20 protein-coding genes are annotated in these 21351 nt (G+C 66.3%); 10 read left to right on the top strand and 10 right to left on the bottom strand.

Going from position 1 to position 21351, the window contains the following annotated elements:
- The first annotated feature begins 121 nt into the window (after window positions 1–121).
- The 8 genes from IT430_05815 (at window position 122) to IT430_05780 (ending at window position 9502) form a co-directional block, all read left to right on the top strand.
- Window positions 122–1111, top strand: a complete 990-nt coding sequence (locus tag IT430_05815) for a MoxR family ATPase (GenBank protein ID MCC6907439.1) — start codon at window positions 122–124, stop codon at window positions 1109–1111.
- Window positions 1112–1323: 212 nt separating this feature from the next.
- Window positions 1324–2241, top strand: coding sequence for a DUF58 domain-containing protein (locus IT430_05810; GenBank protein MCC6907438.1), 918 nt, complete (start codon window positions 1324–1326; stop codon window positions 2239–2241).
- Window positions 2242–2369: 128 nt separating this feature from the next.
- On the top strand, window positions 2370–3305 hold the full coding sequence (locus IT430_05805) for a hypothetical protein (GenBank protein MCC6907437.1): 936 nt from the start codon (window positions 2370–2372) through the stop codon (window positions 3303–3305).
- Window positions 3302–4372, top strand: a complete 1071-nt coding sequence (locus tag IT430_05800; GenBank protein ID MCC6907436.1) for a VWA domain-containing protein — start codon at window positions 3302–3304, stop codon at window positions 4370–4372. Before IT430_05805 ends, IT430_05800 begins: the two co-directional genes overlap by 4 nt.
- Complete coding sequence (locus IT430_05795) at window positions 4369–5385, top strand: VWA domain-containing protein (GenBank protein MCC6907435.1); 1017 nt, start codon at window positions 4369–4371, stop codon at window positions 5383–5385. Before IT430_05800 ends, IT430_05795 begins: the two co-directional genes overlap by 4 nt.
- Window positions 5360–6832 (top strand): hypothetical protein, encoded by a 1473-nt coding sequence (locus IT430_05790; GenBank protein ID MCC6907434.1) that lies wholly within the window; start codon window positions 5360–5362, stop codon window positions 6830–6832. Before IT430_05795 ends, IT430_05790 begins: the two co-directional genes overlap by 26 nt.
- Before the next feature lie 7 nt (window positions 6833–6839).
- Window positions 6840–8669 (top strand): protein BatD, encoded by a 1830-nt coding sequence (locus IT430_05785; GenBank protein ID MCC6907433.1) that lies wholly within the window; start codon window positions 6840–6842, stop codon window positions 8667–8669.
- Entirely contained in the window at window positions 8666–9502 is an 837-nt protein-coding gene (locus tag IT430_05780; GenBank protein MCC6907432.1) for a hypothetical protein, read from the top strand. The genes IT430_05785 and IT430_05780 overlap by 4 nt, the downstream gene beginning before the upstream one ends.
- Window positions 9503–9524: 22 nt before the next feature.
- Here the strand turns inward: IT430_05780 and IT430_05775 are convergent, their stop codons facing one another.
- Together IT430_05775 and IT430_05770 are read right to left on the bottom strand one after the other, a co-directional pair.
- Window positions 9525–10493, bottom strand: a complete 969-nt coding sequence (locus IT430_05775) for a sugar phosphate isomerase/epimerase (GenBank protein MCC6907431.1) — start codon at window positions 10491–10493, stop codon at window positions 9525–9527.
- A 21-nt stretch (window positions 10494–10514) separates the two neighbouring features.
- Window positions 10515–11474, bottom strand: a complete 960-nt coding sequence (locus IT430_05770) for an aldo/keto reductase family protein (protein MCC6907430.1) — start codon at window positions 11472–11474, stop codon at window positions 10515–10517.
- Here IT430_05770 and IT430_05765 point away from each other — a divergent pair.
- Window positions 11473–12174, top strand: a complete 702-nt coding sequence (locus IT430_05765; GenBank protein MCC6907429.1) for a leucyl/phenylalanyl-tRNA--protein transferase — start codon at window positions 11473–11475, stop codon at window positions 12172–12174. The genes IT430_05770 and IT430_05765 overlap by 2 nt on opposite strands.
- Before the next feature lie 4 nt (window positions 12175–12178).
- Here IT430_05765 and IT430_05760 read toward each other — a convergent pair whose 3' ends face one another.
- The 8 genes from IT430_05760 to IT430_05725 form a co-directional block, all read right to left on the bottom strand.
- Entirely contained in the window at window positions 12179–12577 is a 399-nt protein-coding gene (locus IT430_05760; GenBank protein MCC6907428.1) for a PilZ domain-containing protein, read from the bottom strand.
- 153 nt (window positions 12578–12730) lie between these two features.
- Window positions 12731–14149 (bottom strand): class II fumarate hydratase, encoded by a 1419-nt coding sequence (locus IT430_05755; protein MCC6907427.1) that lies wholly within the window; start codon window positions 14147–14149, stop codon window positions 12731–12733.
- Between the two features lie 102 nt (window positions 14150–14251).
- On the bottom strand, window positions 14252–14599 hold the full coding sequence (locus IT430_05750) for a DUF86 domain-containing protein (GenBank protein ID MCC6907426.1): 348 nt from the start codon (window positions 14597–14599) through the stop codon (window positions 14252–14254).
- Complete coding sequence (locus IT430_05745; GenBank protein ID MCC6907425.1) at window positions 14589–14903, bottom strand: nucleotidyltransferase domain-containing protein; 315 nt, start codon at window positions 14901–14903, stop codon at window positions 14589–14591. The genes IT430_05750 and IT430_05745 overlap by 11 nt, the downstream gene beginning before the upstream one ends.
- A 21-nt stretch (window positions 14904–14924) precedes the next feature.
- Complete coding sequence (locus IT430_05740; protein ID MCC6907424.1) at window positions 14925–15848, bottom strand: bifunctional hydroxymethylpyrimidine kinase/phosphomethylpyrimidine kinase; 924 nt, start codon at window positions 15846–15848, stop codon at window positions 14925–14927.
- 2 nt (window positions 15849–15850) lie between these two features.
- Window positions 15851–17452, bottom strand: a complete 1602-nt coding sequence (locus tag IT430_05735; GenBank protein MCC6907423.1) for an SIS domain-containing protein — start codon at window positions 17450–17452, stop codon at window positions 15851–15853.
- 52 nt (window positions 17453–17504) lie between these two features.
- Window positions 17505–18149 carry a type II secretion system protein GspG gene (locus tag IT430_05730; protein ID MCC6907422.1) on the bottom strand — a complete coding sequence of 215 codons (645 nt, stop codon included), beginning with the start codon at window positions 18147–18149 and terminating at the stop codon, window positions 17505–17507.
- Between the two features lie 9 nt (window positions 18150–18158).
- Entirely contained in the window at window positions 18159–19127 is a 969-nt protein-coding gene (locus IT430_05725) for a hypothetical protein (protein ID MCC6907421.1), read from the bottom strand.
- Window positions 19128–19394: 267 nt separating this feature from the next.
- Between IT430_05725 and IT430_05720 the strand changes: the two genes are divergently transcribed.
- A complete protein-coding gene (locus IT430_05720) occupies window positions 19395–21284 on the top strand; it encodes a DNA topoisomerase VI subunit B (GenBank protein ID MCC6907420.1) in 1890 nt (629 codons plus the stop codon).
- Window positions 21285–21351 lie beyond the last annotated feature (67 nt).

Genomic DNA, 21351 nt, shown 5'->3' with positions numbered 1-21351 from the left:
GCGTGCATCTGTATACCTGTGCGGGCCGGCAGCGTTGCGCGCAGGCAGGTCGCACAGCCGCGCGTGCGGCCGCGGCCGCCGATAGGATCGCCATTCGAAACTCAGCGGACAGGAGCCACTGATGGCAGTTGACGTTCAGGGAATCGCACGCACGGTGGAGGACAAGAGCGCCTTCGTCAGCCGCATCGTCTCGGCCGTCGAGCAGCAGATCGTCGGGCAGCGCTACATGATCGACGGCCTGCTCATCGGCCTGCTCACCAACGGGCACGTGCTGCTCGAAGGCGTGCCGGGCCTGGCCAAGACTCTCACCGTCTCGACACTCGCGCAGGCCATTCATGCGAAGTTCCAGCGGTTGCAGTTTACGCCTGACCTGCTGCCGGCCGACCTCGTGGGCACGCTGATCTACAACCCGCGCGAAGGCGTCTTCACGCCGCGCAAGGGGCCGATCTTCGCCAACATCGTACTCGCCGACGAAATCAACCGCGCCCCGGCCAAGGTGCAGAGCGCTTTGCTCGAAGCCATGCAGGAGCGGCAGGTAACCATCGGCGACACGACCTACCCGCTGGATGATCCGTTCCTCGTGCTCGCGACGCAGAACCCCATCGAACAGGAAGGCACCTATCCGCTGCCTGAAGCGCAGGTGGATCGCTTCATGCTCAAGCTGAAGGTGACCTATCCGAGCAAGGCCGAAGAGCGGCAGGTGCTCGACCGCATGGCGTCAACCCAGGCAAGGGCGCCGATCGAGGCGGTCATCACGCTCGATGAGATTCGCGAAGCGCGGCGGGTCGTCGATCAGATCTTCATCGACGACAAGATCAAGGATTACATCGTGGACATCGTCCACGCGACGCGCCAGCCGAAGGAATACGGCCTGGACATCGCGCGGCTCATCGACTTCGGCGCTTCGCCGCGCGCGACGCTGGCTCTGACGCTGGCGGGCAAGGCGCGCGCGTTCCTGCAGCATCGCGGCTACGTGACGCCTCAGGACATCAAGAGCGTCGGCCTGGACGTGCTGCGCCACCGCGTCATCGCCAGCTACGAAGCCGAGGCCGAGGGGATGGACAACGATGCGATCGTCAAGAAGATCTTCGACCACGTGCCGGTGCCGTGAGTCCAACGATTGAACACGAAGGCACAACGACACGAAGGCGCAAAGAATCCAACGCATCAGAGTCGAGGAGTGGTTGATCGGTTGTGCATGACAGACCTGAGTCAGAAACAAATGGATCCCTGCGATTCTTCTTTGTGTCGTCGTGTCTTCGTGTTGAATGTTGAGCGAACGATCTGGTGATTCGGTGAGGAGCAATGCTCACAGAAGAACTCATGCGACAGGTTCGGCAGTTGCAGATCCTCACCCGCAGGGCGGTGAACGAGGACTTTGCAGGCGAGTACTCCAGCGCATTCAAGGGGCGCGGCATGGAGTTCGCCGAGGTGCGCGAATATCAGCCCGGCGATGACGTGCGCACCATCGACTGGAACGTCACCGCCCGCACCGGCACGCCGTTCGTCAAGAAGTTCGTCGAAGAGCGCGAGCTGACGATCATCTTCGCGGTCGATCTGAGCGGCTCGGGCCAGTTCGGCTCGGTGGATCGATTCAAGAACCGCACCGCGGCCGAGTTGTGCGCGGTGCTGGCCTACACGGCGATCGCCAACAACGACAAGGTCGGCCTGCTCATCTTCACCGACCACGTCGAGCACTTCATCCCGCCCAAGAAGGGCTCGCGCCACGTGCAGCGCCTCATTCGCGAACTGCTCGACTTCAACCCGCGCCGGCGCGGCACCGACATCGCCGTGTGCCTCGAATACCTCGGTCGCGTGCTCAAGCGCAAGGCCGTGGTCTTCGTCGTCTCCGACTTTCTCGACACGCACCGCCACGCCGAGCGCAACGGCCACAGCAACGGCAAGCCCGGCGGGCGGATGGTGGCCGACTTCGACACGGCGCTGCGGCTGCTCAACCGGCGCCACGACGTCATTGCCGTCCGCGTGACCGACCGCCTCGAACACGGCCTGCCGGCGGCGGGCCTGCTCGAACTGGAGGATGCCGAAACCGGCGAGCGGTTCTACTTCGACGCCGGCTCGCGCCGCGCGCGGCGGGAGTACGAGAGCCGCATGCGCGACACCGACCGCCGGCTGAGCGAACGGTTCCGCAGGCACGGCATCGATTACGTCGAAATCGAAACCGGCCGACCGTTCATTCAGACGCTCATGCAACTGTTCCGCAGAAGGGAGCGGCGGCGATGAGATCGGCGCGAATGTACAGTGTGATACTTGCCTGCTGCCTTGCTGGCGCGGGGTGCTCCCAGCGAGGCGACGCACCGCCGGCCGACAGTGCCGGCGAACCGGTCTCTCATCGCGTACAGGAAGGGCCGGTGCAGGCGAAGATCACCCTCGAGCCGCGCCAGGTGCGGACCTCCGGCTCGGTGGAGTTGACGATTGACGTGACGGCCCCGGCGGAGGCGAGCCTGAAGGCCGTGAGCATCGACGACTCGCTGCCGCAGGACTGGCGCATCGCCGACAGCCGGCACGTCACGCTCAGCACGAGCGCGGCGCAGCGCAAGGAACGATTCGAGTTCACCATCGAGCCGTACCTGCCCGGGCGGGCGGAGATCGCGCCTTTCGAAATCGTCTGCGATCTCAAGGGCGAAGCGAGCACGTCTGATGACCGCGTGGTGCTGCACTCGATTTCCGTGCCCCTTGAGGTGGTGTCGGAGTGGCCGCCGGGTGAGCAGTCGCCCCAGCCTGCAGCATTGCGCGGCGTGGTGGAGCCGGCCCCTGTGCCTTGGCCGTGGTGGGCGTGGGCGGGCATCGGCGGCGGCGCGCTTCTTGCGGCCGCGCTGGCGGCATTTCTGATCGCCCGAGCGCGGCGGCCCTCTGTGCCCGAACCGGTGCGGCGCAAGGCGCACGAGATCGCCCTGGCCGAGTTGGGCCGGCTCATCGCAGACGGCCTGACCGAGCGCGGGCAGTACAAGCTCTTCTACCAGCGCATCTCAGGGATCCTGCGCCGCTACATCGAAGATCGTTTCGGCGTGCGGGCGCCGGAGCAGACGACCGAGGAGTTCCTCGAAGCGGCGCGCGCGGCCCGGTTCACGTCCATCGATCGCAGCGACCTGGCGCTGCTGGAGGAGTTTCTCAATCACTGCGACATGGTCAAGTTTGCCGAACACGTGCCCGATCCAACGCAGATGAATGCGACGCTTGAAACTGTGCGCGCCTTCATCAACCGCACCCGGAGCGAAGATGCGATCATCGAACTGGCGCCGGATGGCTCGGCCCGCAGGCTCTCGACTGAGGAGGCGGTGGCGTGATGCCGCACTTCGCGACACCCTGGCTGCTGCTCCTGCTGCCGCTGGCGCCGCTGCTGGCGTGGCTGAGCTGCTGGCGCGGCCGCCGGCCGTCGCTGCGATTCTCGTCGCGCGCCCTGGTGGCCGGCGTGCGGCCGTCGTGGCGCACGCGCCTGCTGCCGACGCTGCCGATCATGCGCACCATCGGGCTGCTGTGTCTGATCGTGGCGCTGGCCCGGCCCCAGAAGGGCATCGGCGAAGTGCGCACTACGGCCGAGGGCGTCGCGCTCATGTTCGTGGTCGATCGCTCGTGGAGCATGAACCAGCAACTCGACCCGCGCCGCGGCACGACGCGCATCGACGTCGTCAAACGACTCTGCCGCGAGTTCATCGAAGGCAATGACCGCGGTCTGGAGGGCCGCCCGGATGACCTGATCGGACTGGTCACGTTCGGCCGCTTCGCCGAGACGGTCTCCCCGCTTGTGCGCATCCATGAAACCCTGGGCGATCTCATCAACTCGATTCAACTCGCGCATCCGCAGTCGGTAGACGCCGGCACGGCTATTGGCGAAGGCCTCGCGCTCGCCGCGGCCCGCCTCAAGGATGCCGAGAGCGAACTCGCCGAGCGCGAGAAGGATGAAACCGATCCCGACTTCAAGATCAAGAGCAAGGTCATCGTGCTGCTCACCGACGGCGATGAAAACGTGACGGAGATCGCAGCCCCACAGGCGGCGCGGCTGTGCGCCGAGTGGGGCATCAAGATCTACGCCGTGGGAATCGGCGGCGGCTCGGGCATGATGACCATCCAGACGCCCGATGGCGAGCGGCAGGTGTTTGCCGGCGGCGGCGCCTTCAACGAGCAACTGCTCAACCGCATCGCCGAAATGACCGGCGGCGCGTACCGCAGCGCGGGAGACGAGCAGACGCTCGATGACATCTACCGCGAGATCGACCGCCTCGAGAAGACGGAGATTCACTCGAAGGAATATACGTCGTACGAGGAGCAATTCGTGCCGTGGACGCTCGCGGCCGGGGCGCTGCTGCTCGCCGAACTGCTCCTGGCTTCCACGCTGCTGCGGAGGGTGCCGTGATGCATCTGGGAGACGATCGATTCCTCGTGGCGCTGTGGGTGCTGCCGGCGGTGGCGGTGGTGATGGGTTACTCGCTTTACCGGCGCTCGGTGCTGCTGCGCCGGCTGGCGGATGCGAAACTGCTGCCCGAGCTGGCCGCCTCGGCCAGCCGCGTGCGGCCGGTGTTCAAGTCGATCCTGCTGCTGGGCGCGCTGGGGGCGATCGCGCTGGGCCTCGCGCGGCCGCAGTGGAACGCCACGCCGCAGGAGGTCCGGCGCCTGGGGCGCGATGTGTGCTTTGTCATCGACGTCTCGCGCAGTATGCTCGCCGAAGACCTGGCGCCCAGTCGTCTCGAGCGCACGAAGATGTGGGTGCGCGACGCTCTGGCCGGCGTGCGCGGCGATCGCGTGGCCATCGTGGCCTTTGCGGGCTCGGCCGTTGTCAAGTGCCCCCTCACGCACGACTACGGCTTTGCGCGCATGGCGCTGGAGAACCTCGGGCCCGACAGCGTCAACCGCGGCGGCACGCTCATCGGCGACGCCATCCGCCTGGCTACGCGCGAAGTCTTCGACACCGACGAGGCCAGCCACAAGGACATTATTCTGATCACCGATGGCGAAGACATGGACAGCTTTCCCGTCGAGGCCGCACGGGCCGCGGGCGAGGCGGGCATCCGCATCATCGCCATCGGCATCGGCGATGAGAACGTCGGGACGCGCATCCCCATCACCGATGAATACGGCCGGCCATCATTCGTGACGCATGAAGGTAAGCCGGTCCTGTCGCGCCTGGATGCGAAGACGCTGCGGGAGATGGCGCTGGCGAGCCAGGGCGGGCAGTATCTCAACGTCTCGACCGGAACCATCGAACTGGACAAGGTGTATGAACAATTGATCAGGCAGGCGCAGCAGAGGGAGATGGCGACGACCGAAACGGTCCGATACGAAGAGAAGTTCCAGATCTTTCTCGGTCTGGCGCTAAGTCTTGTTTTCATGGAAGGGCTGATCAGTGGCCGCAAACGCACGACACTCTGAATGGCGGCGGTTCGTCGCGGCTTGCGCGGCCGGCCTGGCGCTGCTGGCCGGTGGAGCGGCGCTGGGGCAGGCCGATGCGCGGCAGCTCGTGCAGCAGGGCAACGAGCAGTATCGCGCCGGCGATCTGAAGCAGGCGGCGACGCTCTACGACGAAGCGATGCGCCGTGAAGACGCCCCCATCGAAGCAACCTTCAATAAAGCCGTCGCGCTTTCCAGTCTCGGTCAAATCGATGAAGCGATGGATCTGTTCCGCCAGGTCGAGGCGACGCGGCAGTGTCCGCCCGCGCTGGCGGATGCCGCGCACTACAACATCGGCCGGCTCCTGCTTGAGCAGGCGCAGCAGCAGGTGCAGCAGGATCCCAAGGCGGCGCTGTCCACGCTGCAGCGGGCGGAGGCGACGTTCCGCGACGTGGTGCGCCGCAGCCCCGATGATGTGGATGCGGCTCGCAACCTTGAGTTTGCCCGCATGGCACAACGTCAGATTGAGCAGGCGCTCGAGCAGATGAAGCAGATGCAGCAGCAGCGCCAGGATGCGGCCCAGCAGGCGGAGCAACTCGCCCGCCAGCAGCAGCAGGCTGCCGACCAGACCCGACAGCAGCAGCAACAGCAAGACCAGCAGCAGCAAGACCAGCAGCAGGGTCAGCAGCAGGGTCAGCAGCAGCAGACCCAGTCGCAACAGCAGCAGCAGCGGTCGCAGCAGGAGCAGGGCGAGTCGCAGACGCCGCAGACCCAGCAGGACGCGCAGCAGCAGGAGTCTCAGACGCCGACGCGCGAACAACTTGAGCAGATGCAGTCGCAACTCAATGAGCTGACGAAGCAGTTGCAGCAGCAGGTAGATGAGATGCTCGGGCAGCAGCAGGCGCAGCAGCAATCAACTCAGCAGGATCAGCAGGCCGGCCAGCCGGAGCAGGGCGGGCAGTCAGAGCCGGACCGGTCCAATGACGCCCGCGAGCAGTCGCAGAACCAGGTGCCGCCCGAGATGGCGCCGGTGGACCAGTCGGACGTGCGCGAGTCGCTCGAAAAAGCGCAGCAGTCGCTCGACGCCGCGCGGCAGGAGCAGGAGCAGGCTTCGCAGTCGCTCAGCGAGGACGAACTGGAGCAGGCGCAGCAGCACCAGCAGCAGGCGGCCGAGCACCTGCGCGACGCGGCGGAGCAGTTGCGGCCTGATGAGGGGCAGCCGTCACCGGCCCAGCAGCAGAACCAACAGCCGAGTGAGCAGGAGGGCGGCCAACAACCGCCCGAGGGGCAGCAGGCCCAACAGCCCCAGAGCGAGCAGCAGCAGGCGCCGGGTGCGCAGCCACAGGCCGGCCAGCCCGAACAGCAGGTGGACCCCGGCGAGCAGGCCGTGCAGTGGCTGCTTGATCGCGAACGGGAGAGACGCGAGATCCGTCAGCGGGCCGAGCGGGCGCGGATCCGTCGATCGCAGCCGGTGGAAAAGGATTGGTGACCACAGCATGAGTCGAAGATTTCGAGTGAGTTTCATCTGGGCAGTTCTGGTGGGTCTGCTGCTTGTGGCGCTGGCGCCGCGCGCTGGTCTGGCGCAGGTTGAGGTCAGCGCGGCCATCGCCGAGCGCAGCGTCTACGTCGGCCAGCCCGTGACGCTGCAGGTGAGCGTGAACGGCTCGCCGTCGCCGGCCGAGCCGGTCTGGCCGCGCCTTGACGGCATCGACGTGCAGCCGCGCGGCGGGCAGAACATCTCGCACTCATCCACGGTCATCATCAACGGCCGCCGGCAGGAGAATCACTTCGAAGGCTACATCTTCACCTACCAGGTCGTCTTTCAGCGCAGCGGCCTCCAGACCATCCCCGCGCTGAGCGTCACCGTGGACGGCCAGGAGTACCACACCAGCCCGCTCACCGTGAGCGTGCGCGAACCCCAGAGCCGCTCGGACGTGCGCCTGCGGCTCGAAGTGGACAACACCTCGCCATACGTCGGCGAAGCGATCGAACTGCGCGCCACGCTCTATCTGAGCGCGACGATTCAGAACGTGTCGATCCGCATGCCCGGGCTTGACGGCCGCTTCGAAACCTACGACTCGCCCGACGCGGCCCAGTTCGCCGGGCGCCAGGCGACGATCGACTTCCTCGGCAGCCGGGCGCGCGGCGAGCGGGGACAGGCGACGCTCGACGGCAACCAGTACGACACGTTTACCGTGCGCCGGCTGATCGTTCCGGTTGCGGAAGGCGAATTCGAACTCGGTCCGGCCACGCTCAGTTGCGAAGTCATCGTGCGGCCGTCAAGGTCGTTCTTTGAAGATGACCAGGTTGAGCGCGTGTCCGTTCCCTCCAACGCGATCCGACTCAACGTCAAACCGCTGCCCGCCGAAGGTCGCCCGGCGAACTTCTCCGGGCTCATTGGGCGCTACCGCATCTCTGCGGCAGCTTCGGCTGCGGATGTGAACGTCGGCGATCCGATCACGCTGACGATCCGGATCGGCGCGGACGGCGCCGTGCTGCGCGATCCTCGCATCGATCTGGCCCAGCAGCCCGGCTTTCGAGATCAGTTCCGCATCACGCCCTCGCACTCCGAGCCCGAGCGGCGCAACGGACAACTGATCTACGAAGAAGTCATCCGGCCGCTGCGCGATTCCGTGACCGAGATCCCGGCGATCGAATTGCCGTACTTCGACATCGAAACCGGGCAGTACGCCGTTGCTTCCTCCAACGCGATACCCCTGCAGGTGCGGCCGACGCGGATTGTGACCGCCGGTGACGCGGTCGGCGCCGAGGAGGACGGGCCGATGGGCAGCGACCTGCGTGATGCGGCCGGCGGGATCGAGTACAACTACGGCGCCGCCGAGTCGCTCATTGATCAGCGCTTCGTTCTCGCGGAGGCCCTCGAATCACCGGTGTGGATCGCGGCGCTGGGCGCTCCGCCGGCGCTGTACTTCAGCGCGCTGATGATGCTCATGTGGCGCAAGCGGGGCCGGGGCGACGAATCGATCCGTCGCCGTCGCCGCGCGCTTGGCGCCGCCAGACGCTCTCTTGAAGCGCCGCGCCCGGGCGAGTCGGTCGCCGACCAGGTGGGCGCCGCGCTGCGGCAGTACATGGCGGATCGATTCGACCGGCCCGCCGCGGGTCTGACGACCTCGGACTGCGTCACCCTGCTCGAGCCGATTGACGCCTCGCTGGCCCGGCGCCTCGATGAACTGCTGCACCAGTGCGACGAAGCCCGCTACAGCGGCGCAGCGCACGATCATGGCGACGAGTGGCGAGCCGAAGCCCTGTCGCTGCTCGTCCAGATCGATCGCGCCACCGCCCGGCGAGAGGAGGTGGCGGCATGACCTTCCATCGAACCCTGATGACGGTGCTCGCAATGCTGCTGCTCACGCTGCCCGCCGCGGCGCGGCAGCAAGAGCAGGCTGGCCAGGCGCCCGCCGACGCCGCAGCGCTCTTTGCCGAGGCGCAGGCCGCGTTCGACAAGGGGCTCGACGAGCGCGCCAAGGACTCGCCCGATGCGACGGCGTCATTCGAGCGCGCGGCATCGACCTGGCAGCGCATCATCGACGAGCATGGCATACACAACGGCCGGCTGCTCTACAACATCGGAAACGCGCACCTGTTGTCGGGCGAAGTGGGTTCGGCGATTCTCGCCTACCGCCGGGCCGAGCAATACATCGCCGGCGATCGCCACCTCGTGTCAAACCTCCAGCAGGCGCGCCGGCGCGTCAGAACGCACATCGAGCCCAGGGCCGCCAGCCGCGTGCGCGAAGACCTGCTCTTCTGGCATGATCAGTGGTCTACGCGCGCGAGGTTGCTCCTGCTGGTCATTTTCTCCGGCGTGATGTGGCTCTGGGCGCTGGCGAGGCTGAGCAGGAGCAGGCGCGCCTGGCCGCGCTGGCCCGCGTGGGCCGCCGGCGTGGTCGCCGCGGCCTTGGTCATCTCGCTCACGGTCGAGCATCTCGGCATCGACCGCGAGCCGCAAGGCGTGGTCATGCGCGACGTCACGGGACGACTGGGGCCGTCGGAGATCGGTTACCAGCCGAGTTTCACAGACCCGCTGGCCGAAGGCGTCGAGTTCAGCGTGATCGAAGACCGGCGCGACTGGCTGCTGGCGCGGCTGGTGGACGGCCGCGAAACCTGGTTGCCGCGACAGGCCGTGACGCTGGTGAACTGATCCCGGTGTGTTTTGTGTTTAATCAGGCGCGGAGCGCCGCATCCATCTGGGCTTTGATCGTCGCGAGGCGCTGTTCGTTGCCGCCGCCGACTTCGGCCGTGCACCAGCCGGTGAAGCCGATCTCCCGCAGAGCCGTCCGCACCGCCGGCCAATCGACGTCGCCTTGTCCGATCTCGGCCCAGCCGCCGGCGACGCCCCAGTCTTTCACATCGCACTTGGTGATGCGCCTGCCCAGCGTGCGGATCCACTGCTCGGGCCGGCCGTACTTGCGGTGGTTGCCGATGTCAAAGTACGAGCCGACCCATGGGCTGTTGATGGCGTCGAGGTAGGCGGCGAGTTGCTCGGCGCTCTGGTCGTTGCCGCCATCGTGGTCGTAGCAGAATCGATTCCAGACGTTTTCGACGAGGATGTGAATGCCCAGTTCGGCGGCAAGGGGAAGCGCCTTGTGGATATGCTCGATTGAGCGGTCCCAGCACTGCTGCTGGTTTTCGTTTTCCTGGTTGCCGGCAACGCCGGGAACGAGCAGCACCGACGAGCCGCCGCACTGCTTGCTGTAGCGGATCGCCGTCTCGAGACCCTCCCGACCTTTCTCGCGCACGGCGGGATCGGGATCGGACAGGCGCACGTTCCAGTGGATCGAATCGACGACGCCATGCACGGGCAGGCCGGTCGCTTCGCTCGCGGCCCGAACCTCCTTGATGTCCGGCCCGCCGGGGCTGTCGAGTTCGACGCCGTCGAATCCGATCGACTTGAGGATGCGGAACTTCTCCAGGATCGGCGCGTCGATGTTGACCATGCCCCACTTGACGGCGAAGCGCAGTTGCAGCGGCTCGTCGGCCTTGTAGAGGCGCGAAGTGGCGGTTGATGGCTGCAGCATCGACGACGAGGATGCCGACGTCGCGGCGAGCAGCGGGCTCGTCGCGCCGGCAGTGACGACAGCGCCACCCATTGCGAGAGCCTCACGCCGCGAGATCGAGATGTGCTGGTTCATGCGAAATCGTAGCAGAGGGCGCTAAGCCCCGAGCACCATGTTGATCCGGTCCATGACCGCTTCGTGCAGTTCGATCTCGGCAGCGCCGATGTTCTCGAGCAGTTGCTCGGGCCTGCTCGCGCCCACGATGCAACTGCTCAATTCCGGCCGGCGCAGGCACCACGCCAGCGCCAGTTGCGACGCGGTGCAGCCCATGCCTTCGGCGACCTTCGCGAGATCCGCGGCCTTGCGGAGATTCTCTTCGGTCATGCGCGGCCGCATCCACTGGCCCTGCTTCTCGTCGGCAGCGCGCGTGCCGCCGGCGGGCGGCTGGCCGGGCTTGTACTTGCCCGTCAGAATGCCCTGAGCCAGCGGGCTGAAGACGACCACGCCGAGCCCCAGATCGGCGCACGTTCCGAGAATGTTCTTCTCCACGCCGCGCTCGAGCATGTTGTACACCGGCTGGTTCGATGCGGGCCGATGCCAGTTGTGCTCGTCGCAGATCGAGACCGCTTCGCGGATCTGGTCGCTCGTCCACTCGCTCACGCCCCAGTAGTGCACCTTGCCCTGGGTGATGAGGTCGTTCATGGCGCGGCAGGTCTCGTGGAGCGGCGCGTTCGGGTCGTAGCGGTGGCACTGGTAGAGATCGATGTAGTCGGTGCGCAATTCGCGCAGCGACCGGTGGCACTGTTCGAAGATGTGCTTGCGCGACAGGCCGCGATCGTTGACGCCGGGGAAGGGGTTGTCGCCGTAGGGAAAGAAGACCTTGGTGGCGAGGACGTAGGTGTCGCGGCGGAATGGAGCGAGGGATGCGCCGACGACGGCTTCGGCCTCGCCGTTGCCGTAGACGTTGGCGGTGTCGAAGAAGTTGACGCCGTTCTCGTAGGCGGTGCGGTGCAGGCGGGCGGCGAGTTCGGCTCCCTGCTTGCGGACGGTCAGCCACGAGCCGAAACTGATCGTCGAAACCTGCACACCCCATTGGCCCAGCCGGCGATACTTCATGGCGCTCTCCCGTCAGTGCGACCCGTGCGGTCGGCGATCGGTCAATGTCGATTCTATCGTCTCGGCAGTGAACGGGTCGGCCGAACATGACGAAGCGCTCAATCCCCGCACCCTGCTGACCGCCTACGCGATGGGGTACTTCCCCATGGCCGAGCCGGAAACGGGCGAGATCCACTGGTACAGCCCCGATCCGCGCGGCCACATCCCGCTCGATGGGTTTCGCGTGTCCGACTCGCTTCGCAAAACAGTTCGGCGGAGCGTGTTCGAGCTGCGCGCGGATACGTCGTTCGAAGAGGTCATGCGGCAATGCGCCCTGCCGCGCCCCGGGCAGCCCGAGACCTGGATCAGCGAAGAGATCGTCGCCGCCTACGCCGGTCTGCATCGGCGCGGCTGGGCGCACAGCATTGAGGCGTGGCGCGAAGGGCAACTCGTCGGCGGCTTGTATGGCGTGTCGATCCACGGCGCGTTCTTCGGCGAATCCATGTTCAGCCGGCCCGAGATCGGCGGCACCGATTCAAGCAAGGTCTGCCTCGTCGCGCTCGTCGAACACCTCCGCCGGCGCAAGTACACGCTGCTCGACACGCAGTTCGTCAACACGCACCTCAAGCAGTTTGGCTGTATCGCCATTTCGCGCGAGCAGTGCATGCAGCGACTCGAGCGCGCCCTGCTACAGAGCGACGTATCGTGGGGAGCGTTCTGAAGCGTCAGGCCGCGATGCGCTCGGGCTGCGGCTTGACCCAGGTGTGAATGATCGGGTCGGCGGGGTCTTCGGCGGGCAAGTCGCTCGCCGCATGGAACTGCACCGCCACCGCCTGGCTGAAGCGGTCGATCGCCATGACGCGCACGACGCGCGAGGGCACGAAGTCGCCCAGCGCCAGCACGCGCCGCGTCGCATCGTCGGCGTCGATCGCCACGTCGAGGCGGTCGCCGCTCATCACCGGCATCGAGCGCTGCACCTTGAGCAGTGCGCCCGACGCGGAGACGTTGCACGTCTGCGCCGGGTGGTAGCGCTGAGCCCGGGGGTCGAACACCTTCGCCGCGTGCGCAGCGCTGATGCGCGGACTCGTGCGGCGGTCCTGGCCGGTTGCATCGAATGTCGCCATGGCCCTGTCCTCGATGTGGAGGCGGATCGGAAGCCCATGTGGCTATCGGATCATCTCCAGCCCGACTTGCGTCCGGATATCGGCTCGGGCCGAGAAAAGAGCGAAACCAGCGAGCATGACGCGCCTGAAGCGCCGGCTTGGCGGGCGGATACCTCAGGCCTTGTCCGGCTCGGTCATCGACCGGGCGTCGAGCAGCTTGTCGAGCGTCTTCTCGTCAACGAGATTGTGCTGCCGGCAGTACTCGCGGATCGTCACGCCCTCGTTGAACGCGGCCTTGGCGGCCTTGGCGGCGTTGTCGTAGCCGATGACCGGCGCGAGTTTGGTGCACAGCATGAGCGACTTCTCGACGAAGCCTGTTGCGATCTTCTCATTGACCTCCAGGCCGATGACGAGCTTGTCGGTGAAGGCGTTGGAGACGTTGGCGAGCAGGTGAATGCTCGACTGCATGTTGTCGGCCATCATGGGCATGGCGACGTTGAGTTCAAACAGAGATCCCACGCCGCCCAGGCCGCCGATGGTGATCGCGGCGTCGTTGCCGATGACCTGGCAGGCGACCTGCATGACGGACTCGCACATGACGGGGTTGACCTTGCCGGGCATGATCGACGAGCCGGGCTGGGTGGCGGGCAGGGCGAGTTCAAAAAGGCCGCAGCGCGGTCCCGAGCCGAGCCAGCGGATGTCGTTGGCGATCTTGCTCAGGGAGACGGCGATGGTCTTGAGTTCGCCCGACGCTTCGACGACGCAGTCGCGCGTGGACTGGGCTTCGAAGTGATTCTCGGCTTCGGCGAAGTTCACGCCCGTTGCTTTGCTGAGCAGGTCGGCGACCATTGAGCCGAATTTCGGATGCGTGTTGATGCCCGTGCCCACGGCCGTGCCGCCGAGGGGGAGATTTTCAGCCAGGCGCTGCATGGCACGCTTGGCGCGCGTGACGGAGTACTCAGCCGCGGCCGCGTAACCCGAGAACTCCTGGCCGAGCCGGATCGGCGTAGCGTCCATGAGATGGGTGCGGCCGACCTTGACGATCTTGTCCCACGCCTTGGCCTTCTTCTTGAGTTCCTTGGCCAGCCGCGTGAGTGCGGGGATGAGATCGCGATCGATCGAGACCGCCGCAGCCACCTGCATGGCCGTCGGAAAAGTGTCGTTGCTCGACTGCCCCATGTTCACGTGGTCGTTGGGGTGCACCGCGTTCTTGTGATCGCGCGAGCCGATGGGCTTCTTGGCGGCGATGCACGTGAGGTTGGCGATCACCTCGTTGACGTTCATGTTTGTGCTCGTGCCCGAACCGGTCTGGAAGATGTCGATGGGAAACTCGCGGTCGTGCTTGCCTTGCGCGATGGCTTCGGCGGCCTTGATGATCGCCTTGGCGCGCGGCTCATCGAGCTTCTTGAGCGAGAGGTTTGCCTCGGCGCACGCTTTCTTGAGCAGGCCGAAGGCGTGGATGACCTCGGCGGGCACGGGGCGATGCGAGATCGGGAAGTTCTCGACCGCTCGCTGCGTCGTGGCGCCGTAGAGCGCCTCGGCCGGGACGGTCATTTCACCCATCGAATCTTTTTCAACGCGCGTGGCGGTCATGGTTCACCCCTGTGAAAGGAAAAGCGGTTGACGATTCCCGTTTGCTGAAAGTGTACAGAGATCCGCGTCTGGGGACGAAGGCGAACAAGTAGGGTGAAGTGCTCAATTGCGCGGGTTGCGAGGGGCGTGCTGCTGCAGAAACTCCACAAGCGGCGGAAGGTCGGTCTTGACGGTCTTCCAGACTTCATGGAGATCGACGTTGTGATACTGATGGATCAGGATGTCGCGCATGCCGGCGATCTGGTTCCAGGGAATCTCCGCGTGCCGCTGCTGAAATGCGATGCTCAACCGCTTGCACGCCTCGCCGAGGACGAGCAACTGGTGCAGCACGGCAGACTGAGTCTTGAAATCGCCCTGGAACTCGACGAAATCGGCCGAAGAGAGAAACTCGATGGCGAGTTCAGCGGCGCATCTCATGTCCACCAAGACGGCCTGGTCATCATGCTGCATACACCCGCTCCGCGGATCGGAGGATTGCCTCGCGCCGGATCCAGTTCGGGCTCGCCTCAACCGAACGTCGCGTGACGAGATCGACTCTCCGATTCACAAGGGCAGCGAGTTCATCGCGCATCTGCACGTGTTCGAGCAGGCCCCAGTCGGCATCCGGCTCGAAGGCGACCAGAAAGTCGAGATCGCTCTCTTGTGCGAAGGTGTCTTGCAACGCCGAGCCGAACAAGGCCATCTCAGCAATCCGCCACCTGCGACAGAAGGCGACAATCTCACGCATCGGCAGGTCGGCTCGTTCAAACGGCATCGCTCGTACTCCGCTGCTGAGTTATAGATCGCCCGGTTCGATGCGGCAGGTGCCTTCGCGGACCACGGCCCGGGCGGCCGCGCACGACGCGGCGCGTGCCGCGTCAACAAGCCCCGCACCGCGTGCCAGGCCGGCCGCCATCGCCGCGACCACCACGTCTCCCGCTCCGCTCGTGGAAATCGGCCGCTGGACTTCCGCATCGAAATGCCCCAGCCTCGCACCTTCGCGGTCGAACAGCGTCATACCCTCCGCCCCGCGCGTGATGAGCACGGCGGCATCCAGCGCCGTGGCCAGCGAGCGGCCCAGTTCGTCAATCGTCTGACAATCGAGGTCGTTTTCCCGGGCAAACTGCCTCGCCTCGTGCTCGTTGGGCGTGAGCAGTGTCGCGCCCCTGAACCACGCCATCGACTCGGGCTTGGCATCCACGATTACGGGCAGCCCGGCCGCAGCGGCCGCGTCGAGCAGTTCGCGCGCGAGTTCGGCAGTGATCAACCCCTTGCGATAGTCGGAGATCACCACCGCGCCGCACCGGGCCATCTGCTCGCGCGCGGCGTCCAGAGCCTCGGCCGCGGCGCGGTCATCGACGGGTGTGATGTCTTCCACATCCAGCCGTGCGAGCATCGCGGGCTGGCCCCCGGCAAGCACGCGCGTCTTCTCGATCGTGCAGCGGCCCTCTTCGATCCATCGCGCCTGCATCCCGAGCCGCTCCGCCTCGTCGCGCAGAAAACGGCCCGGCTCGTCGTCGCCGATCAGGCCGATGATCCGCGTGCCGCCCCACGCAGCGCAGGACGCGGCGACGTTCATCATGCCGCCCAGTGTCCGCTCCACGCCGACCCAGTCGAGGACCGCCACGGGCGCTTCGTCGGAGATGCCCACCGGCTCGGTGCGCAGATATGCATCCACCATCGCGTCACCAATGAGCAGGATGTCGCGCGGCTCACTCACGATCACATCTCCGAAGCCGAGGGATGCAGCCGGCCCTGCGAGTCGAGGCGGCTGTCGAGCATGTCGCACAGCACGTGGATGATGAAGAGGTGCGCTTCCTGAATGCGTGCAGTGCTTTCAGAAGGCACGATGATGGCCACGTCCGCCAGGTCCGCCATGGCCCCGCCGTCGCGCCCCGTGAAGGCGATCACGCGCGCCCCGCGCTGCCGCGCCCGCTCCATGGCGCGCACGACGTTGGGCGAGCGCCCGCTGGTGGACAGGCCGATGACCACGTCACCTTCGCGACAGAAGGTCTCGATCTGCCGGGCGAAGACATCCTCGTAGCCGTAGTCGTTGGCGAGGCAGGTGGTGAGCGAATCGTTGGCGCTGAGCGAGATGCTCGGCAGGCCGGGGCGGCTCTCGCGGAAGCGGCCGGTGAGTTCGCCCACGAGGTGGTTTGCCTCGGCGGCGCTGCCTCCGTTGCCGAAGATCAGCGCCTGCTTGCCCTCGTTGTACGCCTCCATGAGCAGCCGCGCCGCCCGGTCGATCGTGGGCAGATGCTCATCGCGAATGCGCGAGAAGACTTCAATGCCGTCGGCCACGTGCGTTTCGATTTCGCGATAGCCCAGCCGCAGCAGCGATTCGAGATCGAGCCGCTTGGGCCCGGGCTGGCTCGCGGCGAGGCTCGCCCCGCTGCACGCGAGCATTCCCGCCTCCCTCGCGCTGGCGCCGATGGCGGTGAGCGCGGCATACACGCCGGACACGACGTACCCGATGCCGCGCCGGTCGGCCATGGCGTGGGCGGGCACCGTCAGCGGATGCACCTCCGTCTTGGCAGGCACGTCTTCGCCGCGGCAGGCAATGACCGCTCCCTGCCGGCCCAATGTGAGCAGCACGTTGGGCGCGACGGCATCGCACAGGCGCCGCAGCCGCTCGATGTGATCGCCACTCTCGTCAAGCCCGCACGCCCCGGCGATCTGCCGCGACTCGCGCTCGTTGACGATGAGATGCTCCGCCTCGCCTGGCGCGGGGTGCCCGGCCGAGCCGGCGGCGTCGTACACCAGCGGCACGCCCTGCGATCGGCACCACTGCGCGATGAATTGCACGTCATCGCGCGTGATCGTCTCCGGCTCGCCGGCGACGATGCAGACGCAATCGAACGCGGGCCGCACGTCTTCGCCGCCCGTCAGTCGCTTGAGCACCTGGCGCAGCTGGGGCAGTGAACCGGGTTTCCAGCCGCGCCGGACCTGGAGCAGCTGGCGGCCCTGGGCGAGGTATCGGAAGAGTTCGGGCGTGCGGAAGTCGGGGTCGTTGCCGCCGGCGTCGAGCAGCGTCACGCCGGATTCGGTCAGGCACTGCCGCATGGCGCTGCCCGGCGCGGCGGTACCGACGGGCGCCAGCAGGCTCGCCTGGGCGCCGAGGTTGGCGATGGTCGCGGCCGTCAGCGCCGCCCCGCCGGGGTGGACGCTCGCGTGCTCGACGCGGTAGACGGGCATGGGGTAGTCAGGCGCGAGCCGGCTCACGGCGCAGTGCACATCGCGCTCCGCCACGGCCGGCCCGATGACCAGCACCCGCGCCGAGCGGAAGCGATCCACGTAATCCAGAAACCGGTCCCGCCGAATCATCGCCAATGGTAGGGGCAGAGCAGGATTGCGGAGCGGACGGCGAATGGGTCGCTCACCCTCCCGACTCCGCCGGGGGGACGCTCTCCGAGCCGGTAGCTCGACTGCGACGCATCGGCGCCAGCTCGAAACCGTTCCGCGGAATGCTGATCAAATCAATGTCATCCTGGGTCCCCGGTATCCCGTCCTTGCCAATCGTGACGAGTTCATAGCCTCGTGCCTTAGCCGGGTTGATGACGTATCGGAGAGGGCGGTTCCATGCGTCGACGAGATTTTCGCCAGTTACGCCGGCCTTGGCGAGCGACGCGGGAGGTGTGCCATCGGACTTTCGACGCAGCTCGATCAACTCTACAGCGCCTTGGGAGCGCATCAGAAGTATCACATACTCACCAGCGGTCAGGTTGTACTGGCGCATCCCTGCGAGTGCTGGGGCGAATGCCGTCCAGAAGAAGCTGGTCCAGGCCGCCAGACACAACGTCCCTATGAGCAATCCGACAGCGCCGCACCAGCGAGGGCGGACCGGGACGAGCAGGAGCAGCGGGCAGGGCAGCAGGAAGCACGCCGGGCTTCCGACCGTGGCAACCACCACCATTCCCAGGCCGACGGATCCGACAAGCGATCGCTCGTTGCGGCGCTCAGCAGCGTTGGATGTGGTACCAGCGTGACCTGACAGCGCGCCACTGTCGTTATCGAGCGACATACCCGCAGCCTACTCAAACCGATGGAAGATCGCGTTGCTCTCGCTGCAGGCGGCGCGGTCGAGGGCCTGGAGGATCACCGTGACGCCGCGCGCTGCGCCGGGGACGAACACGCTCAGCGACGCTTCGCCGTTGCCATCCGCGATCGCGCTGCCGATGATCGTCGGCTGCTGCAGGAAGATGACCACCTCCGGGCAGCCGGGCACCGGCGTCTGACCCTCGCGCAGGGCGTACGCGAAGAAGACCTCGTGCCCCGGCTGGGCGCCGTAGACGCTCAGCGTGTTGTTCACTCCCGCGCGGCCGGGCGATGGCGGGTTCTGCACCAGCACGCCCGGGCCATCCATCTGCACCGCCCACCAGAAGTTCGCCGGCGGATTGCCGCTGAAGTAGTACAGCCCGCCCGGCGGGTTCTGCGAGAAGATGTCTTCGCTCGTGCCGACCACCGGCGGGTGGCACAGCACCGCGTAGGTGTTCGAACTGTCGAACGACACGCCCATCCACACATCCTGCGGCACCGGCAGCGGCTCGGGCGGATCGAAGCGCACGCCGATGAGAGAGATCGCGCGCTTGGGCAGATTGGGGATGACGTACGTGGCCAGCAGGTTCGCTCCGTTGCCGGGGTAGACTGAGTTGGCCGGGTCGTTGTCGTAGACGGTTACCGTTGCGGTGATTGTGCCCCCACCGACGAAGCCGTGGTAGTAGGCGAAGTGGAGCGAGACGATGTTGCCGCCGCGGTCCATGTGCAGGTCGTCGGCCATCTCGACGTTGGCCTGGCCCGGCGCGTAGGTGCGAAGGTTGAAGTTGACGGAGTTGTCGTAGACGGTGATGCCGTAGGCCGGCGACTGCCCGCCGACGTAGATCTCCTGAACGCCGACCGGTTCGACGAGTTGAACGCGCGAGGGGTCAATGACGGTCTGGGCATGGGCAGCGCCGGCGAGAAGCGCGGCGGCGAGTGCGGTGAGGTTCAGGCGGCGGGTCATCGTGAGTCTCCTTCATGCTGGTGGCTTCGTCGCATCGATGCGCGATGCGGCCGGTGCTGGTAGAGTACCCGATCGGAGGGCCCGGCCGCAAGACCCTGCGAAACAACCTCGGCGAAAAACACCGAAGCAGGGGGCCTCGCCACCCGGACCACTGGACCGCTGACGGCAACGCCCATTCAATGCCGAAGAGAAACGGCACGCCAGTTCGAGCCACGGAGGGCTTGGTTCATGACTTCCCTGTTCGCTCCCGCCCCGATCGATCCCGACATGCCATCAAAAAAGAACAAGAAGCCGCCGCGACTGCGACTGGCCGGCGACTCTGATGCGAGCAGCGCCGACGCCGCGCCGGCCAGATCCGGCCGCAAGGAGAAAACCCGCACCCGCGCCACGGCCGAATCCATGGCCGCGAGCCAGCGCGAGATCTCCGTCTCCGAGTTCTTCGCCAAGAACCGCCACCTGCTCGGTTTCGACAACCCGCGCAAGGCCCTGCTCACCACCGTCAAAGAGGCCGTGGACAATTCGCTCGACGCATGCGAAGAGGCCGGCATCCTGCCCGACATCCACGTCGAACTGCTCCAGGTCGATGAGAACCGCTTCAAGGTGACCATCCGCGACAACGGGCCGGGCATCATCCGCAAGCAGATCGACAACATCTTCGGCAAACTGCTCTACGGCTCGAAGTTCCACCGCCTCAAAATGAGCCGCGGTCAGCAGGGCATCGGCATCTCCGCCGCCGGCATGTACGGCCTCATGACCACGGGCAAACCCGTGCTCATCATCTCCAAGACGAAGAAGAACAAGCCGGCCCACGAAGTCGTGCTCAAGATGGATACGAGCAAGAACAAGGCCGACGTCGTCAGCGAAACCGAACACCCCGAAGATGATCAGCTCTTCGCGGAAGGTCACGGCACGCAGGTGACCATCGAACTCGAAGGCAAGTACCTCAAGGGCCGCCAGAGCATCGACGAATACCTCGAGCAGACGGCGATCGCCAATCCGCACGCGCGGATCACCTACGTGCTGCCGACCAACGAGCGCGTCGAGTATGCGCGGACGGTCGATGAACTGCCGCCCGAGACGGAAGAGATCAAGCCGCACCCCAAGGGCATCGAACTGGGCACGCTGATCCAGATGCTCGAGCGCACTGAGACGACGCAACTGGGCGCGTTCTTCAAGAACGAGTTCTGCCGCGTCGGGCCGAGCGTGGCCAAGGAGATCTGCGCCAAGGCCGGCCTGACCGATCGCACGTGGATCAAGCAGGTCGGGCACAGCGACGCCGAGCGCCTCTACAAGGCGATCCAGGATGTGAAGATCATGGCCCCGCCGACCAACTGTGTGCAGCCCATCGGCACGCGCACGCTGCTCGCGGGCCTGCTCAAGGAAGTGAAGGCGGAGTTCTACTCAGCGAGCACGCGGCCAGCGGCGGTCTATCGCGGCCGGCCGTTTGTCATCGAAGCGGCCCTGGCCTACGGCGGCGACCTGCCCGCCGAAGACCAGGCGCGCGTCATTCGCTTTGCCAATCGCGTGCCGCTGCTCTACCAGCAGTCGTCCTGCTCGTCGTTCAAGGCGGCGGTGGAGACGAACTGGCGCAACTACGGCATGACCCAGCCGCGCAACTCGCTGCCGGTCGGCCCGCTGGTCGTGATGATCCACATGGCTTCGGTGTGGGTGCCCTTCACGAGCGAGAGCAAAGAGGCGATCGCCGACTACGACGAGATCCGCAAGGAGATGCGCCTCGCTTTGCAGGAGTGCGGCCGCAAGCTGCAGACGTATCTCAATCGCCGGCGCAAGATGCGCCGCGAAGGCGAGCGCCGCGGCGCGTTTCTGCGCTACATCGGCGAGATCAGCCGCGCCTGCGAATCGATCACCGGCGCCGATGGCCAGGCGCTCTACGACGCCCTGATGAAGCAGGCCCAGCGCCGCACGGCCGAGGCGGATTACGTGCTCGACGATTCGGGCAACGTGGTCGATGACGGCGGGCGTCTGGCCGAAGACGACGGCGTGATCATCTGCGAAGACCGCCGGGCGCCGATCAACCTGGCCGCGGAAGAGGAGGGCAGCGCCGATGGCGACCTCTTCGGCGAGGAACAGCCGGGCCAGGACGCGGAGTCAAACGGCAAGAAACGTCGATCGAAACGTAAGACGAAGAAGAAGTAAGCCGGCTGGGACGACAGCCCGGGGCGCCGCCTCGGGAACAGATCGGGCGGTGCGCAGCAAAGCCCTG

The organism is Phycisphaerales bacterium (assembly GCA_020852515.1).
Classification (GTDB): Bacteria; Planctomycetota; Phycisphaerae; order Phycisphaerales; family UBA5793; genus UBA5793.
The sequence above is the reverse complement of the archived record's forward strand: the minus strand, read 5'-3'. Positions and strand labels throughout refer to the sequence as shown.

What these genes read in the sequence shown, in the direction of transcription:
- IT430_05770 (MCC6907430.1), bottom strand. Translation starts at nt 11,474, where the DNA reads ATGAAGTATCGCCGGCTGGGCCAATGGGGTGTGCAGGTTTCGACGATC.
- IT430_05745 (MCC6907425.1), bottom strand. Translation starts at nt 14,903, where the DNA reads ATGCCGTTTGAACGAGCCGACCTGCCGATGCGTGAGATTGTCGCCTTC.
- IT430_05735 (MCC6907423.1), bottom strand. Translation starts at nt 17,452, where the DNA reads ATGATTCGGCGGGACCGGTTTCTGGATTACGTGGATCGCTTCCGCTCG.
- IT430_05725 (MCC6907421.1), bottom strand. Translation starts at nt 19,127, where the DNA reads ATGACCCGCCGCCTGAACCTCACCGCACTCGCCGCCGCGCTTCTCGCC.
- IT430_05760 (MCC6907428.1), bottom strand. Translation starts at nt 12,577, where the DNA reads ATGGCGACATTCGATGCAACCGGCCAGGACCGCCGCACGAGTCCGCGC.
- IT430_05720 (MCC6907420.1), top strand. Translation starts at nt 19,395, where the DNA reads ATGCCATCAAAAAAGAACAAGAAGCCGCCGCGACTGCGACTGGCCGGC.
- IT430_05730 (MCC6907422.1), bottom strand. Translation starts at nt 18,149, where the DNA reads ATGTCGCTCGATAACGACAGTGGCGCGCTGTCAGGTCACGCTGGTACC.
- IT430_05765 (MCC6907429.1), top strand. Translation starts at nt 11,473, where the DNA reads ATGGCGCTCTCCCGTCAGTGCGACCCGTGCGGTCGGCGATCGGTCAAT.
- IT430_05775 (MCC6907431.1), bottom strand. Translation starts at nt 10,493, where the DNA reads ATGAACCAGCACATCTCGATCTCGCGGCGTGAGGCTCTCGCAATGGGT.
- IT430_05755 (MCC6907427.1), bottom strand. Translation starts at nt 14,149, where the DNA reads ATGACCGCCACGCGCGTTGAAAAAGATTCGATGGGTGAAATGACCGTC.
- IT430_05780 (MCC6907432.1), top strand. Translation starts at nt 8,666, where the DNA reads ATGACCTTCCATCGAACCCTGATGACGGTGCTCGCAATGCTGCTGCTC.
- IT430_05785 (MCC6907433.1), top strand. Translation starts at nt 6,840, where the DNA reads ATGAGTCGAAGATTTCGAGTGAGTTTCATCTGGGCAGTTCTGGTGGGT.
- IT430_05810 (MCC6907438.1), top strand. Translation starts at nt 1,324, where the DNA reads ATGCGACAGGTTCGGCAGTTGCAGATCCTCACCCGCAGGGCGGTGAAC.
- IT430_05750 (MCC6907426.1), bottom strand. Translation starts at nt 14,599, where the DNA reads ATGCAGCATGATGACCAGGCCGTCTTGGTGGACATGAGATGCGCCGCT.
- IT430_05815 (MCC6907439.1), top strand. Translation starts at nt 122, where the DNA reads ATGGCAGTTGACGTTCAGGGAATCGCACGCACGGTGGAGGACAAGAGC.